17 protein-coding genes are annotated in these 15267 nt (G+C 67.2%); 4 read left to right on the top strand and 13 right to left on the bottom strand.

The window, feature by feature from the left end; all coding sequences use genetic code 11:
• Positions 1-420: 420 nt before the first annotated feature.
• The 3 genes from AAF481_09390 to AAF481_09380 all read right to left on the bottom strand — a co-directional run bounded on the left by AAF481_09390 (position 421) and on the right by AAF481_09380 (position 2610).
• Positions 421-741, bottom strand: coding sequence for a hypothetical protein (locus AAF481_09390; protein MEM7481375.1), 321 nt, complete (start codon positions 739-741; stop codon positions 421-423).
• Between the two features lie 29 nt (positions 742-770).
• Positions 771-1124, bottom strand: coding sequence for a hypothetical protein (locus AAF481_09385; GenBank protein MEM7481374.1), 354 nt, complete (start codon positions 1122-1124; stop codon positions 771-773).
• Between the two features lie 1021 nt (positions 1125-2145).
• On the bottom strand, positions 2146-2610 hold the full coding sequence (locus AAF481_09380; GenBank protein MEM7481373.1) for a hypothetical protein: 465 nt from the start codon (positions 2608-2610) through the stop codon (positions 2146-2148).
• 140 nt (positions 2611-2750) lie between these two features.
• On the opposite strand from AAF481_09380, the gene AAF481_09375 reads away from it, so the two are divergent.
• Together AAF481_09375 and AAF481_09370 are read left to right on the top strand one after the other, a co-directional pair.
• A complete protein-coding gene (locus AAF481_09375) occupies positions 2751-3107 on the top strand; it encodes a hypothetical protein (GenBank protein MEM7481372.1) in 357 nt (118 codons plus the stop codon).
• Between the two features lie 87 nt (positions 3108-3194).
• Entirely contained in the window at positions 3195-3941 is a 747-nt protein-coding gene (locus tag AAF481_09370) for a hypothetical protein (protein MEM7481371.1), read from the top strand.
• A gap of 320 nt (positions 3942-4261) precedes the next feature.
• Here the strand turns inward: AAF481_09370 and AAF481_09365 are convergent, their stop codons facing one another.
• From AAF481_09365 to AAF481_09355, 3 genes are all read right to left on the bottom strand, one after another.
• Positions 4262-4843 carry a hypothetical protein gene (locus AAF481_09365; GenBank protein MEM7481370.1) on the bottom strand — a complete coding sequence of 194 codons (582 nt, stop codon included), beginning with the start codon at positions 4841-4843 and terminating at the stop codon, positions 4262-4264.
• Between the two features lie 95 nt (positions 4844-4938).
• Positions 4939-5673: a DUF4197 domain-containing protein gene (locus tag AAF481_09360; protein ID MEM7481369.1), complete on the bottom strand. Its 735-nt coding sequence runs from the start codon at positions 5671-5673 to the stop codon at positions 4939-4941.
• Between the two features lie 75 nt (positions 5674-5748).
• Positions 5749-6291 carry a GNAT family N-acetyltransferase gene (locus tag AAF481_09355; protein MEM7481368.1) on the bottom strand — a complete coding sequence of 181 codons (543 nt, stop codon included), beginning with the start codon at positions 6289-6291 and terminating at the stop codon, positions 5749-5751.
• A gap of 81 nt (positions 6292-6372) precedes the next feature.
• Between AAF481_09355 and AAF481_09350 the strand changes: the two genes are divergently transcribed.
• Positions 6373-6708: a metalloregulator ArsR/SmtB family transcription factor gene (locus AAF481_09350; protein MEM7481367.1), complete on the top strand. Its 336-nt coding sequence runs from the start codon at positions 6373-6375 to the stop codon at positions 6706-6708.
• An 8-nt stretch (positions 6709-6716) separates the two neighbouring features.
• Positions 6717-7187, top strand: a complete 471-nt coding sequence (locus AAF481_09345) for an SRPBCC domain-containing protein (protein ID MEM7481366.1) — start codon at positions 6717-6719, stop codon at positions 7185-7187.
• On the opposite strand, the gene AAF481_09340 is transcribed toward AAF481_09345, so the two are convergent.
• Genes AAF481_09340 through AAF481_09310 form a run of 7 tightly spaced genes read right to left on the bottom strand, consistent with a single transcriptional unit; the run spans position 7184 to position 15266 of the window.
• The gene (locus AAF481_09340) at positions 7184-8134 is read right to left on the bottom strand and encodes a tetratricopeptide repeat protein (protein MEM7481365.1); all 951 of its coding nucleotides are present in this window, start codon (positions 8132-8134) and stop codon (positions 7184-7186) included. The two genes, AAF481_09345 and AAF481_09340, sit on opposite strands and share 4 nt — an antisense overlap.
• Positions 8131-9891, bottom strand: a complete 1761-nt coding sequence (locus tag AAF481_09335) for a BatD family protein (protein ID MEM7481364.1) — start codon at positions 9889-9891, stop codon at positions 8131-8133. The genes AAF481_09340 and AAF481_09335 overlap by 4 nt, the downstream gene beginning before the upstream one ends.
• Positions 9888-11015: a tetratricopeptide repeat protein gene (locus AAF481_09330; protein ID MEM7481363.1), complete on the bottom strand. Its 1128-nt coding sequence runs from the start codon at positions 11013-11015 to the stop codon at positions 9888-9890. The genes AAF481_09335 and AAF481_09330 overlap by 4 nt, the downstream gene beginning before the upstream one ends.
• Positions 11008-12096, bottom strand: a complete 1089-nt coding sequence (locus tag AAF481_09325; GenBank protein ID MEM7481362.1) for a VWA domain-containing protein — start codon at positions 12094-12096, stop codon at positions 11008-11010. Before AAF481_09325 ends, AAF481_09330 begins: the two co-directional genes overlap by 8 nt.
• Entirely contained in the window at positions 12093-13166 is a 1074-nt protein-coding gene (locus tag AAF481_09320; protein MEM7481361.1) for a VWA domain-containing protein, read from the bottom strand. Before AAF481_09320 ends, AAF481_09325 begins: the two co-directional genes overlap by 4 nt.
• Positions 13166-14245, bottom strand: coding sequence for a hypothetical protein (locus tag AAF481_09315; protein ID MEM7481360.1), 1080 nt, complete (start codon positions 14243-14245; stop codon positions 13166-13168). The genes AAF481_09320 and AAF481_09315 overlap by 1 nt, the downstream gene beginning before the upstream one ends.
• On the bottom strand, positions 14235-15266 hold the full coding sequence (locus AAF481_09310) for a hypothetical protein (protein ID MEM7481359.1): 1032 nt from the start codon (positions 15264-15266) through the stop codon (positions 14235-14237). The genes AAF481_09315 and AAF481_09310 overlap by 11 nt, the downstream gene beginning before the upstream one ends.
• Position 15267: the final 1 nt, after the last annotated feature.

The raw sequence follows: 15267 nt of genomic DNA, 5'->3' as shown, positions 1-15267 counted from the left end.
AACGCGACACCAACTTTGCGCCCTGAGAGCCGTACCTTCCACCTATGCAGGTTCCATTGCCGCCGACCGCCCCTCTCGGAACGGTACGCCTTGTCCGCCAGGTAGGTCCCTTCTCGATCTGGGAGGGCCGGCAGCCTCCAGGGCTGGAGGTGGAAGAGCACAGCCACGGCGCGAGGCTTCGGTTGGATTCGCCGCTACTTCGACTACCTGGCTTCCTGCGCCGGGCGCGAAGCCCTGTCCCAGGGCCTGGAAGGAGAGAGCCAGCACCCCTGGATCGCCAGCGCGCCCGTCCAGTCGATCCTGCCGAGCGAAAAGAACTGCCCCAACTGGAGTTGGGTCGCCACCTACGACCCCCTCCCGGACATCGCGCGCCTCGGCAACCTGCCGGTGCTCGCCCTCTTCGGCGGCCGCGACCGCAGCTCACCGGCCGATGTGTCCGCCGCCCGCTAGCGGCTGGGCCTGGCCCAGGCCGGCAACGACCCCGCCACCGTGATTGTCCTCCCCTACGCCAACCACTCTCTCCAGGTGGGAATGCAGGCCGCCGCCGCAGGCCACGGCTCCCGCGGCGAAGACCAGGCTGCGCCCACGGGCAGGGGCTACTTGGAAGAGATCGAAGACTGGGTCGAGAGGCAGGGGATCACGGTTCCGAAGCAGTAATCTCCAGCTCATGACCCCACCAGCCGAGAGATAGCCCTCGTCGCAGGCCAGGGGGGTGGATTCCTCCCGGCCGACGAACGTCAAGGACAATCTCCTTGATTTGCGAGCCGGAATCAGGCCCGCCTGTCCAGGCTCCGCCGCAGCCGGGCCAGTAGGGCGGCGGAGAGGCGCTCGGTGGCGGCGGCTCGGGCGAGCAGGTGAATGGCGCGGGCGGCTTCGGCCGGGACTTCCTGCTGCTCAAACACGCTGAGAGTTTCCTGGGCGAGGGTGTGCACGGCGGCGAGGTGGCCCTGGGCGAGGCGGAGTTCCGCCAGATCGAGGGTCACGAGGGAGGCGTCGAGGGGCAAGTCCGCGGCCAGGAACGACGACCTGACGGATTGGAGTGAGCTTGCCGCTTGGTCAAACTCGCCGAGGCCGCTGGCGATGCGCCCAGTGAGCCATTCTTCATGAATGCCCGGATCAGTCACGGTCCGGAGCCGCGCGTCTCTCCGAAGAGCGTGCCAGGCTCGGTCCGCACCCGGCAGGTCCGAGGCGACACGCAGTAGGTTTGCCCGCCGTGCCGCCAGGCGCAGGCTCAGGGCCGCCGTAACGGCCCGCGGATACCCGCCGCCGTGGAGGCGAAGGAGGAATTTCTTCGCCAGGTCCAGCCACTGGGATGGAGGAGCCAGCCTTGTGACATCTCATGGCTCGCTAGCCATTCGGCCAGGGCGGGCGAAATCTCAGGCAGGTGATTGTATGAAGCCATCACCTTGTAAGTACCCGCCACAGCCCTTGGCGAGACCAGCAAGCGGCAATTCAATGAAAGAACGCTGGGTCACCGCTCGATTCTGCGAGCGATGACCAAGGGTGTTAACGAGCCTAACCGTCCGGGTCCAATCCGGGGCCACGTTCGCTGTGGTTACCATTGGGGTCCATGCCCGGGCCGCGTTCGCTGCGGTCGCCGTCCGGGTCCAATGCCGCGCGGCCGCCGTCAGGGTCCATGCCTGGCCCGGTCGCGGTCTGACCAGCCCAGGGTTGAGGGTCCGGTTCTCCGTCTCCGCTCTGGTTGGCCCATGGAGTGGGGGCCGGGCCGGAACCTGCCAGGTGGATATAGCGCTCGTAGAGTCCGGCGATCCAGCGAGCGATCGGGCTGGACTGCGTGGTCTCCTCTGCTGCATGGCAGGGGGGCGCGGAAAACGCCGCCGGAGCGGTAAACACGAGAGCCAGGATCACGAGCAGGGCAAATGCGCCTAAGCGTCGCATGGGAAATCCTCCTTCGCGAGGAAGTGCGAACGGGCCGGCGGCAGGCCGGCTCGGCCTTCCCCTATGAAGGTATGTATCGCAATCCCACGGCGCCGGGACTCCCCGAAAGCTCGAAAAAAGTTGTCGATTCTTACCGCAGTGGGTAAATGATGACCGCTTCGGTTACCGATTCCGGTATGCGAATGCACAGCTTGGACCTCTCCCACGAAATGTGGGCGAGGCCGATTGGATCGAAAGAAATGTAGGTTAGAGAGCGGAGCGGGCTGGGCGGCGGGCCTCTTCCAGCCGGTGGCGCAGACTGGCCAGGGTTTCCAGGCTGAGTTGATCCGCAGCGGCCGCTTGGAGAAAGAGCTTTAATGCCTCGGCCATCTCTGGCGGCACGCTCTGTTCCTCGAACGTGCGAAGCGTTTGCCCGGCGAGACGTTTGACCTCGAATGTACGACCTTGCGCGAGGTGAACACCAGCGAGATCCAAGCTAGTTATTGCGGCGTCGTACAAAAGGCCATGATGTGTGAAGTGATTCCGCGCCTCGCCGAGCCGGCGCTCCGCGGTTTGCCAGTCCTTGAGGCCTATGGCGATGCGGCCCTCCAGCCAGCACCGCAGGTTCGCCTGCTCCGGGCCGAGGGGTGCACCAGGGCTAGCGGCGAGCGCCGCAGCAGCGAGTTCGAAGTCTCCGCATTCGCAAAGGCACAAGGCTCGGTTGTGATGCACAGCCTCTACCAGCCGAGGCGCTACCGCTGGGTGGACCCAGCGCTCCGCTCTATTCAGGCGAACTCCCTCCGACCAGCGGCGAAGCCGGCACCCGGGGACCGTGGAAAGTCGAAGTCGCCGAGCCGGAAGCGCGCTACGCCGTGCTCCGGCAGTCCGAAAGCCTGCCGGCCGGCGACATCCCCCGACTGCTCCTCCAAGACCGCCAAGAGGCCCTCCTCGCCGCCGCCCTACCCGCCCTCGGCGTGCGCGACACCTACGCCCTGGCGAGCCAACCCATACCCTCCACCAACCCCCTCCTCGCCGGCACCTACCCCCTACTGCGAGAAGGCGAGCCCGTGGGCCACTGCCAAAGCTTTGACAGCGGACTCCTTGGCTACCTGCACGCGCTACGGACCCTCTGCACCCATCCGGAGGCCTTGGCGCACCTGCTGGAAGCGGCGGGGCACGAGGCGGTGCTGCGGGCGGGGAGGGTGCTGGCGGGGCGGGTGGGGGAGTAGCGGTGGTGGGGTGACCTTGCTTGACGGTGGGGATCGTCCGCTGCTATTTCTTATTCCATGAAAACAATGACCCCCAGGAGTCCTCTGGTGCACAGCGGTTCGCTCCTCCTATTGGCGCTTTTTGTAGAGGTCATTGCCGGGACGCCATGCAGGGGCCTAGATCAGACCCCGATGGTAACGTACCCGGCCGCCGCTGATTTTCGGGTTCTGGCGCTCCAGTCTCGCGTCAACTGGGCTATCGATGGGAAAGGACCCTCCATCCACGTCTACGGTGATGGTCGAGTGCATTTGCATCGACCTGCCGTCATGAAGGATTCCGGCGATTTTGAAGCCTGGCTTACCACCGGCGATCTCGATGCCCTTCTTCGTCGATTGGCAGAGTCTGGCCTTTTCGAGTTCAGCCCCGAAGCCGCTCGTGCGGATCTGGTGGAGGCCATGAAGCGCAGACGAGATGCCGGCGAGTCTGCCCCGATGATCACGGATGCCGGAACGGCTGTTCTCATAATCCAGTTAGGGAGCTATCGGGCCGTTGGCAGCACCGAGCCGGTCCAAGACTTCTCGAAGGTCATTGAATGGAGCGGCCTGGATTTCGATGCCGAGACCTACCCTGAAGTCGTTGCTCTGCAGCTGCTTGATTGCGCGGTCTCTGTGATCCGGCTCTTGGGTGAATTGGTCCAGGACGCCGCTATCCGCAACGAGACCATGATTCGTTTGCCGGCCTCTCCGGTTGCCTCACGACAGCTGCTTACCCGAGGCGACGAGATTTCTTGCAAGGCCCCCAAACAACTGATCAACTGTTTTGAACGAGACTGTGATCGGAAGAACGCCGTCTAGCTGAAGAAGTGAACCTCTTCCAACTAGGCGCTCTGAGAGGCGTGAGACGATATAGATCCACACGAGTCCCCAGAGCACCATGTGATATCCGATGTGGCCGTCGAGTCGTAGGCGACCGGGAAACTTGATCATTCTCCTGAGGTCTCCCTCGCCCCGGAGTCCCGATTTTGGCCAGCGTTTCTTGCACCAAGGCATTTGACCTAGGATCGAATTCCATTGCCCACCGGTCAGGCGGAGTCCGATTTTTGCGAACATAACTACGTTATATTGTAATCTTAATTAAATTATATTCGAACTTCCAAGTCAACGACGCAAGCGCGTCACCGCCGACCCTTCCCGTACTCGTGCATCTGGCGGATGAAGTCCATCAGAGCACCGAGTTCTTCCACTTCAGGCGCGACCATGTGGAGTGCTCCGAGGCTGCGGATTCGGATCGTCTTGGAGATGGGGCCAAGCTCCTCGCCATTGCGTCGATAGCTTGCGAGTTCTAGATGGATCGTGATTGTGGACGGGTGGCTCTCTGAGAACCGTCCGTACTTTTCAAAAACGCGCCGGGTCAGTTCCTCTCCGCTCGTGTCGATGACTCCACCCTCGACGAGGAGGCCGACAAGCTGGTTGAGCTGGTCGAGGCTGAGTGACTTGTTCCATTTGCTGACCGGACCCGCGTTGTTCTTGTGCTCGTAGATGTATTGGCCGTCAGCAAAGAATTTGTGAGTGACCTGCTGGCCGTTGAAGCCTGGGGGCGACGTGCGTGAGATGACCACCACGCTTGGATCCGTCGAGAGTGAAAAGCTTCTCGATACAGGCCCATCGGTACTCGGGTCGTTTGCGGTACACGCCAATAGGGCGACGCTCGCGATTATGCCGACGAGGAGTCGTCCGAGAAGGGTTGCCCGCATCACGCTGCCTTTCCACGGGTTGAGACCGATGACGCTACCACGGGCTGAACCTGGTGCTGGGTGGCAGTGTGCTGTAGCTCCCGCAGAACGCGACCGACCTACCGCCTGCCAAACACTCTCCGCAACAGCTCCGTCGTCCGCGCAACCGGATCCTGCCGGATCTTGCGCTCTTCCTCGGCCAGTTCGTGGAACAGGCCGTCCAAGGCGCGGTCGGTGAGGTAGTCGTCGAGGTCGATGGCGGGGCGGGTGACGAAGGGGAGGGCGTTGTAGGTGTCGGCCAAGGTTCTGTACTGGCGGGCGAGGCCGACTTGGTCCATTTTTTCTTCGATGATCGGCTGGAAGCGCGCGGCGAGGGTGGCTTCGGTGCGCTGGCGGAAGTATTGGGTGGCGGCGGTTTCTTCGCCGCGCAGGATGCCCCAGGCGTCGGCGATGGTCATTTGGCGGATGGCGTTGACGAAGATGGGCTTGGCCTCGCTGGCCGCTTCCTCGGCGGCGCGGTTCATGGCGATCTCGAGTTCGTCCACCTGGCGGGAGAAGCCGATGCGACGGAGGGCCTCCGCCATGGTTGCGAGTTCTTCGGGCAGGCGGATGCGGATCAGCTCGTTGGCGAGGTAGCCGTCGTGGCTGGAGACGCGGGTGACGGCGCGGCCGCTGCCGACGTTCAGGGCTTCGCGCAGGCCGCGGGCGACGGTGGCCTCGTCGAGGGGGGCGTTGGTGCCGGCATTGGTGGCGGTGAGGATTTCCTCGATGGTGGTGGCGTCGAACCCGGCGCAGCCGCCGGAGAGAAGCACGGCGGCGGCGAGAACGGGCCAAAGCCTGTGTTGTTTCCTCATGCTTGGGAGGATACCGAAAGCGGTGCTCGGAGAACGGGCGGTCTGCGAGTTGCCCCTACCGAAAGCGGCGCGGGATCAAGGCTTTTCTCGCGCTTCCCACTCGTTTTCCAGCAGTCCGTAGTAGCCGGTGTCCCACCATTGATTCTCTTTCCAGAGGTCCTTCCGCAGGACACCTTCTCTGCGGTAGCCGAGGCGTTCGAGGATTTTGATCGAGGGGAGGTTGGCCGGGTCGACTCTTCCGAAGAGGCGGTGGGCTTCCAGGTGGTCGAAGGCGAAGGCGGTCAGGGCACGGGCGATCTCGCTGCCGTAGCCCTGGCCCCAGGCTTCCCGGGCCAGGGAGTAGCCGATCTCGTAGATGCGGTGGCCGTTGGGGAGGAGGAGGGCGCGGCCGAAGGGTTGGTCGTGGCGGGTGGCGACGAGCTGGTAGGTGTCCCGTGGGTCGGCCTCGGCGGCTTCGATGGCGCTTCCGATCAGGGCCAGGGTGTCTTCCGAGGTGTAGGGGCCGCGGCTGGTGTAGCGGGCGACTTCCGGATCGGATTGGAAGGCGTGGACGGCGGCGAAGTCCGAGGGGCGGAAGTCGCGGATCAGCAGTCGTTCGGTGACCAGCGGCAGGGGCATGGGCGGAGAATACTCTGCGACTCCGCGTCTTCCAAGGGGATGCTTGAAAATATAATATCAGTGTTATATAACTTCAACGCGATGGACGGAGTGCAGGAAATTTTCACCGCTCTCGCCGATCCCACCCGGCGCGCTCTCCTGGCCCGACTGGCCGAGGGCGAAGCCGGGGTGATGGAGCTGGCCGAGCCCTTCGAGATGAGCCAGCCGGCGATCTCTCGCCACCTCAAGGTGTTGGAGGATGCGGGCCTCATCGCGCGGCGGGTGGACGGCGCCCGGCGTCCTTGCCGGTTGGTGAGCGGGGGTACCGCGCCGGTGGAGCACTGGCTGGAGGAGCTGCGGCGGGTCTTCGCCGCGAACTACGAGCGATTGGACGCTTTGCTGGCGGCGGGCTTGCCGCCGCGAAAGGACGAGACTTGACGAACGAAATGAACCTGACGGTCGCGCAGGAGGGAGACCGCACGTTGGTGGTACGCCGCTTCTTCGCCGCGCCGCCGGAAGCCGTGTACCGTGCCCACACGGAGCCGGAACTGGTCCAGCAGTGGGTGCTCGGCCCGCCCGGCTGGACGATGCCGGTGTGCCGCAGTGAACCCAAGCCCGGGGGAGAGATCTACTACGAGTGGGTCGGGCCCGAGGGCGAAGGCTTTCACTTGACCGGCGAGTTCGTGGAACTGGTGCCGTTCGAGCGGACGGTTCACGTGGAGCGCATGCACCTGCCGGATCCCACCCCCGACAACCGGGTGGTGACCACCTTCGAGGCGGTCGACGGTGGCACCCGGTTGACGATGCGCATGACCGTGCTGGACGCCGCCACGCGCGCCCAGATGCTGGAGTCGGGCATGACCGACGGCATGGAGATGAGCTACCAGCGGCTCGACGGCCTACTGCCGACGAACTAAGAAGTTACCTGCTCGGTGTGCTCCACTTCGAGCCAGCCCTGCTGGCCGTCCGGGAGTTCGAGGCGGAGCCAGTCGCCGCGCTGCTCGACGAGGCGCACTTCGGTGCCGGCGTGGAGCTTGAAGCGCACCACCGCCCCGCCGTCCGGGCTGGAGCGCACGTCCACCTCCTGGGGCACGACCACGGCGACGCGCTGGGGGGCGAGAGTCTTGACCGCTAGGGAGGCGGTGACGGCGAGGAGGGGCACGAGGGCGAGGGCCGCCAGCCAGCGGAGGATTTCCCAGCGGCGCCGAAACAGGTGCAGGGCGAGACATCCCCAGAACAGCAGGTTGAGCACCACGGCGGTGGCGAGGAGTTCTTTCGTGGACAGGCCGTAGTGCCAGAAGAGCAGGGTACGCTGCACCTCCGACGGCGCCGGCGGCGCCAGGGCGTCCCGCGCGCTGCGGCGTGCAAAGTCGAGGTTGGCGGCGGCGTCCTGGTCGCGCGGCTGACGCACCAGACTGCGGCGGTAGGAGGCGATCGCCCGGCCCAGCTCGCCGGCGCGCAGGTAGGCGTTCCCCAGGTTGTAGTGCAGGGCGCCGTGGTCGGCGCCGTCTTCTAGGAGCTGGCCGTAGAGGTCGATGGCGCGGGGGTAGCGGCTCTCTTCATAGGCGTCGTTGGCGCGCACGAAGAGTTCGCCGAGGGCCTGGTCGGCCGGGCGCGCAGGCGCGGTGGCGCGGGGAGCCGCCGGCTCTCCCTCCGGGGCAGCCGTCGGGTCGCCGGCTTCGTCTACATCGGTTTCGTCGGTCTCTTCCAACTCTTCGCCAATGGAATCTTCGCCCTGCACGATCAGCGGATCGCCGCTTGCCAGGGACGCGTCGGCCGGCGGCGGGTCCTCTTGCGGTGCGGCCATGGCCGGCAGGACGCCACCGAGGAGGGCGGTGAGGATGAAGGCGGCGGCGCACTTCATGGGGTGGCCCGCCGTGCCGCCCGTAGGGCGCCTTCGAGGCGCCGAACGAGGTCCAGGGTGGTGCTTTCGAGGTCCGTCGTTTCGGCTTCGCGCCGGGCGTAGCGGGCGGCGTCCAGGCGGTCGAGGAGGGCGTGGACTTGCCTGGCCAGCTCGGCGTCGATCCCGCTGCCGCGGAGCGCCTCTTCGGCTTCCTGGGCGGTGAGGGCGCCACCTTCCAGGGTGAGCTTGTCGCCGATGTAGGCGCGCAGGGTGGCCGAGGCTTCAATGGCACCGTCGTTTCCCTCGTCGAGGTTCTCGAGCCGGCGGCGGGCGCGTTTGAGCGCTTCTTGCCGGCGCCGCAGACCGCCATCCCGCCGGTAGCGCTGGTCCCGCCGCCGGGCGAGCCAGAGACCGAGGAAGAGGAGCGGCGGCGCGGCCAGGGCGCCGCTCCAGCCGATCGGTCCGGCGGGGCTGGGCCGGCTCGCGGCCACCGCGGCGAGGTCACGCTTCAGGGGCAGGATGTCGTCCGCCAGGATGCGCACGGCCACTTTGCCGGTGGTCGGCGCGACGGATTCCGTGAGCCGCAGTTCTTCCTTGCCGTCCGCGGGGGTGACGTCCAGGGTGATCGCCTCGCTTCGGGCGGTGCGGTAGGTGCCGGCTTCCGGATCGAAGTAGACCAGCGACAAAGCCGGGATCTCGAGGCTGCCGGCGGTGAGCGGCACCAGCGCCTTGGAGAAGGTGCGCGAGCCGTTCAGGCGCACGCCGTTGCGCGAGATCTTGCGCAACGGTTTGTCGTCGTAGATCTTGAAGGCGGAGAGGTCCGGGAAGTCCGGTTCGCCGATGCGCTGCACGTTGCCCTGGCCGGCGACGGTGATCTTGAGGGTGGTCGACTCGCCGGTCTGGAGTGCTCGTTTGCTCGCCTCGGCGTCCAGGCTGAATTCTCCGACCAGGCCGCTGAAGGCCGCCGGTGCGGCCGGCAGCGGGCGGACGTTGAGGGTGATCGGCGGCCCGGCGACGGAGCGCGGTTCGGCGCGGCCGCGGCCGAAGAAGTCGTCGAAGGGGCTGCGGCGTCCGCGGTTTTGCACCACCACCTGGCAGTTGAGGCGCGAGCCGGAGACGGTCAGTTCCCCGGCGCGCAGCGGGAAGATCGCTTTGCGCCACTCGTAGACTCGGTAGCGCTGGCCATTGCGCACCGTCTCGTACTCCCGCACCTCCCCCAGATCCTCGACCTGGAAGCCGTCGAACTCCGGCGGAACGAGCTGCGGGTTGCCGATGCGGATGCGGTGAAAGAAGCGCCAGGTGTAGATCACCTGTTCGCCGACGAAGGGCTCGCGTTCGGAGACGGCGATTTGAATGAACAAGTCTTCGCCGCCGGACGCCGGCTGGTCCGCCTCCCGGACGCGCACCTGGAAGGGCCTGGACCGGTAGGTTCGACCGCCGATTTCGGCGCTCACCGGACCGATGGTGAAGGTGCCGGCGGCGCGAGGAATCAGCAAGTAGGAGTAGGTCACGCTGACGGTACTGCGTCCGTTCGAGATCTGGAAGTTCTGCGCTGCTCCCGTTTCGCGCGCTTCGAAGGCCGGCAGCTCCGGCAGCGAGGGGCGGGAGGTCCGGCTACCGCTCACTGTGACGGAGAGGATGAGTGGTTCTTGGAGGCTGGTTTCGACGCGGTTGACGGTGGCGCTGACGGACTGCGCCGATGCTGCCGAAGCGGCCAGACTGGCGGCGAGACAGAGTCCGACAAGGGCCAGGGTCTTGGCCTGGAGGGCGCGGCTCACCAGTCTTTCTCCGGCCGGGTACGGCGGCTGCGGCCCGGGCGTTCCTGCACCGGCCGCCCCTCTTCGAGGGAGTCGAGAAGGCGCGCTGCTTCTTCGGCGGTCAGGGGGCGTTCTTCGCCGCCGGTGGTGTCTCCCTGGGCGCCGGCGGACTGCTGGCCGGCGGGTGTGTTGTCCGGGTCCTGACCGTCCGGGATGCCGTCGCCGTCGGAGTCGGCCCGGTTGGGATCCGTTTCGCCGGGGTCGACCTCGCCGTCGCGGTCGAGATCTTCGGCCCCGTCCGGCAGGCCGTCCTGGTCGGTGTCGGGGTTTCGCGGATCGGTGGGATTGGCCCCTTCGCGCTCCACCTGGTCCGGCAGGCCATCGTCGTCGGCGTCCGGGCCGGCGGCGTCCGGGCTCCCGGCGGACCGCTGTTCCTGGGGGCCTCCCTGCTCCTGGTCGCCGCCTTCGTCTTGACTCGCGTTCGGTTGGTTTTCTTGTTCCTGGTTCCCCGGGCTGCCGGAGTCCTGCGAGTCGTCCCCTTCAGAGCCTTCCTGTGATTCCGACTGCTCGCCCTGGTCGCCCGGCGGTTGCTCTTGTCCTTGGTCGCCCTGCTGCTGTTGCTCCTGTTCTTGCTGGCGCTTCTGGGCCTCCTCGTGCCGGCGACGGATTTCATCGCGGGTGTATTCGAGGTTGAACTTGGCGTCTTCGTCGTCCGGCCTGACTTCGAGGGCGGACTGGTAGAAGGCGACCGCTTCGTCGAGCTTGCCCTGGCGGAAGGCGGTGTTGCCGAGGTTGTAGAAGCCCTGGAAGCGGACGTCCGGATCGTCGTCGTTGGCGGCTTCGGTGAAGGCCCGCTCGGCTTCTGGGTAATTCCCCATCTGGTAGTGGGCACTTCCCAGGTTGAGGGCGACTTCCGGATCTTCCGGCCGCCGCACCTGCTGGTCCACAAAGCCTTGGAGCGCCTGGTTGAAGTGGCCGCCCTCATAGGCCTCGTAGGGATCTTTGGGGGCGGGGGATGGCGCGGTCGCCGCCGAGCCTTCCGGTGCCGGGTCTTCCGCCGCCGGCGGGCTCTGCGCGTAGGCGAGCGCCGATCCGGCCAGGACGAAGAGCAGAACCACGGTGAGATGGCGTTTCAGGTCAGACATTCGCGGGCCTCCGGCGCCGGCGCTCGGGGATCAAGGCTTCGACCATCAGCAGCAGGACCGAGGCCCCCACCAGCCACTGGAATCGCTCCTGCCAGCGTTGGCGCCGGCGCGAACCGAGCTCCTGCGCTTCGAGGGAGGCCTTGATGCCCTGGAAGTAGATCTGCTCCAGGTCCACGTCGCCGGTGACCGAACGCACGTAGCGGCCGCCGGTGGTCAAGGCGATCTTCTGTAGGGTGGGTTCGTCCAGGCGGCTCAGGATGATGTCGCCCCGGCGGTCGCGCCGGAAGCCGCCGCCGGCCGTGGGGATCGGCGAGCCCTCGTCGCGCCCGATGCCGATGGTGAAAATGCGCACCCCCGCCGTTTTCGCCTCTTCGGCGGCCCGCAGGGCGGCGCCGCCGTGGTCTTCACCGTCGGTGATCAGCAGGATGGCCTTGGACTCCTGGGCGGAGCCCTCGAAGGCCTCCAGGGAGGTGCGGATAGCGTCGCCCAAGGCGGTGCCCTTGACCGGGATCAAATCCGTGTCGACGGCGCCCAGAAACACCTCGGCGGCGCTGTAGTCGAGGGTCAGCGGGCACTCCAGGAAGGCGGTGCCGGCGAAGGCCACCAGGCCGATGCGGTCGCCTTCGAGGATCTGCAGGAGATCCACGATCTCGCGCTTGGCGCGCTCCAGGCGGCTCAAACTGCCGCTCGCCTCGGCGTCTTCCACCAGCATCGAATCGGACACGTCGAGGGCGACCACCACGTCCACTCCGCGCCGCTGTACCTCTTCCCAGGTGAAGCCGAATCTGGGCTCCGCCAGGGAGAGGATCGCCGCCGTCAGGCCGAGGAGGGTCAGGAACACTTTGAGGATCTGCCGCGGCCGGCTGATGCCGGCGGTCAGCTGCTCCAGCATGTCCGGCGAGGCGAAGCGCCGCAGCAACCGCGCCTTGGTGCGGAAGGAGTAGACAAAGAACACCAGCAGCACCGGCACCAGCCACAGCAGCCAAAGGGCGCGCGGATCGCCGATGCGGACCTCGCCGCCGCAGCCAGCGGTGAAGGCCGCCAAGAGCCACAACGCGAAGAGGAAGCGGTGGGGCTTCACGGTAGCTTCCTGAAACGGGTGCCCAGGAGGAGCACTTCGAGCAGCAAAAGAGCCACCGCCGGCAGCACGAACCAGCGGTAGCGCTCGTTGTACTCCATGTAGGACTCCATGGTGATCTCGGTCTTTTCCAGCTCGTCGATGCGCTCGTAGATCGCCGACAGGGCGCTCGAGTCCTCCGCCCGGAAGTACTCGCCGCCGGTAGTTTCGGCGATCTCCTGGAGGATTTCTTCGTCGATCTCGACGTCCTGGTAGGTGATCTGCTTGCCGAACAGCGTGTCGACTAGGAAGGGTGCCTTGCCGCGGGTGCCGGCGCCGATGGTGTAGACCTTGACCTCGAGGGCGGCGGCCGCTTCCGCCGCCTGGCGCGGCGAGATGGATCCCGCGTTCGAGCGGCCGTCCGTCAACAGCACCACCACCTTGGATTTCGCTTCGGAGTTCTCCAGCCGCTTGACGGCGGTGCCGAGGGCGGAGCCGATGGCCGTGGCGTCGCCGGCGATGCCGATGTCGATGCGTTCGAGGAAGGTGGCGACGATGCCGTGGTCGAGGGTCAGCGGGCACTGGGTGAAGGCCTGGGCGCCGAACACCACCAGGCCGATCTGGTCGTTGAGGCGCTTTTCGATGAATTCTTCCACCACCGCCTTGGTGACCTGCAGGCGATTGCGCCGCTGGCGGATGCCGCGGTCGGCGTCGAGGTCGAGGGCCTGCATGCTCCCGGAGGCGTCGAGGGCGAGGACGATGTCCACCCCTTCCGTCGACACCTGGGTGAGGGTGCGGCCGGTTTGCGGCCGGAGCATCGCCACCAGCAGCAGGGCGACGACGACGAAGCGCAACGCCCGCACCGCCGTGCGCAGCCGCAGGGTGAGCGACGGGCGCAGCGGCGCCAGGTGCCGCAGGCTCGAAAAGCGCACCGCCGCCGAGGCCCGCTGGCGCAGGCCGAGGAGTCCCGAACGGCGCAGGGCGGCGCGCAGCAACCCCGGCCAGAGGAGCGCCCAGAGCACGAACAGCGGCGCCAGCACCCAGGCGAAGCGGAGGTCCGCCCAGTGCAGGTCCGAGAGGAGCGAGGGCAGCATCAGGCGGCGATCTCCTCGGCGCCGTCGGCGGCCGTCTCGGTGGTCGCGCCGTGCTCTTCGCCCGCCGCCGGTTCTGGTGGCGGCACGGTGCGCTCGACGAAGGACAGGGCGTCCTCGTAGATCGTCTGGATCTCCGGCTCCGTCGGCGAATGGCCGGCGAATTTCACCCGATCCGTCGCCCGCAGGAAGGTGGCGAGCTGGGCGCCCGGCGGCCGCGCGGCATCGGGATCGCCGGCGGCCGAGGTGGTCAACTCGCGGTGGTCCGAAAGGCGGGGCAGGATCTCCTCGGTGGTCAGGTCGGTGGCGTTGAGGCCGAAGCGTCCTTCGACGTAGGTGCGCATGACTTCCGAGATGCGGAAGGCGAAACGGCGCACCGCCTCGGGGTCCGAGAAGTCGGCGCCGCGCAGCTCGTCGAGGGCGGCGAAGGCCACTTCGTGGGGCGGTATGGCGGGTTCCGGCGTCTCCTCGCGTCGCCGGTACCACCACCAGAAGGCGAGGATGGTGAGGAGCAGGGCGCCGCCGGCGCCGGCGGCGATCCACTCCCAGGGTGGTCCCGATTCGATGCGGCGGAGCGGTTTGAGGCCTCGGATGTCCGTCGCCTCGCCGTCCGCCGGCAGGACGGACTCGACCTCGACGAAGATCTCCGAAGTCTCGACCCGACCGGTCTCGTCCGAATCGCGCCGCTGCCAGGACACGGTGACCGAAGGCAGGACATAGGAGCCGACGAGATCGGCGCGCAACTGGTACCAGCGGGTCTCGGTGATGCGGCCGTTGCTCTCGACGGGGTCGCCGCGGGAATCCTCACGACCCAGTTCGATGATCCGGAAGCCGGCGATCTCGGACCCCGCTTCGGGGATCTCGACTTCGATTTCCGGATCGTGTTCGACGACCAGGGTGTACATCAGCAGGTCGCCGGTGGTGGCGACGGCGCGATCGACGGAGGTGGACGCTTCCACCGGCGGCGGGGGATCCTGCGGTGCCGCGTCCCCCACCGGCTGCCGGCCACAGCCCCCGATGAGGAGGCCGACGAGGGCGCTGAGAAGAGCGAGTTTCGCCGCCAGGCGAAGACTACGGCGCATTCGGCTCACCTTCCGCGGCCAGTCGCTCCGGGTGGAGCTCCACTTCGGCGCCGGCGAGGGCCTCGGTGACCATTTCGCGATAGGCGCTTTCGGCCTTCTGTCGCCGGTAGGCCGCTTCGACGGCGGAGCGCACCTCCTCCAGCTCGGGAGTTTCCTCGGTCTCCGGATTCGTCCACTGGTCCTGGTGGGCGGTCCAGAAGTTCTCCAGGTCCGCCGCATCGACGGTGATCTTGGACACCACTTCGCGATCGATGAAGGCGGCGAGAACGGCCTGCTTGCGCATCTCCTCGGCCTGGCGCCGGATTTGGGGATCGTCGTCCAGGCCCAGCCGTTCGGCCTTGGCGAGGAGCAGGTCGTCCGCCACCACCTTGCGCAGCAACTCGGCGCGGCCCTCGGCGGTGGCGGTGAGCTGTGCCCGCGCCGCCGGCGGCAGCAGCTCCAGGGCGGCATCGACGTCCGAGCGGCGCAGCTCGCGCTCGCCGATGCGGGCCACCACCGGGTTGCTCGCGGTGTCCGTTGCCGCCGTCGGTGGCGCCAGGCGGGTGCTGGCGGCGAGGGCGCTCTTGGCCGCCAGGGAGCGCCCGAGGCGTTCCAGGCAGGCGACGATCTTCTCGGCCACCGGCCCGCCGATGCGGTCGCGCACCTCGCCGTCCGCTCCTTCGAGCAGGGTTTCGGCCTGGTAGAGCCAGCGCAGGGCTTCTTCGCACCGCCCCTGGTCGAGGTAGGTGGCTCCGACGCCGTGGGCGATCTCTGCCCGTTCTCCGGCGGAGCCTTCGCCCGCCGACAGGGCGCGTTCGTAGAGGTGGGCGGCCTGGTCGTCGAGGCCCGCCGCCTTGAGCTTGGCGGCGGTGGCGCGGTCGAGCTGCGCCGCGGCGCCGTCGCCGCCCGGTCCCGCCAGGTCGAAACGCAGCCAGACGAGGGCGGCGAGCAGGAGCGCCAGGAGCACCGTGTTGAAGAGCAGGAGGTTGCGTCCGGTGGCTCCGGCTGCCCGCCGGGGGCGGGGAGGCTCGCGCAGTTCCATG

This window comes from Acidobacteriota bacterium, assembly GCA_039030395.1.
Taxonomy (GTDB): Bacteria; Acidobacteriota; Thermoanaerobaculia; order Multivoradales; family JBCCEF01; genus JBCCEF01.
The sequence above is the reverse complement of the archived record's forward strand: the minus strand, read 5'-3'. Positions and strand labels throughout refer to the sequence as shown.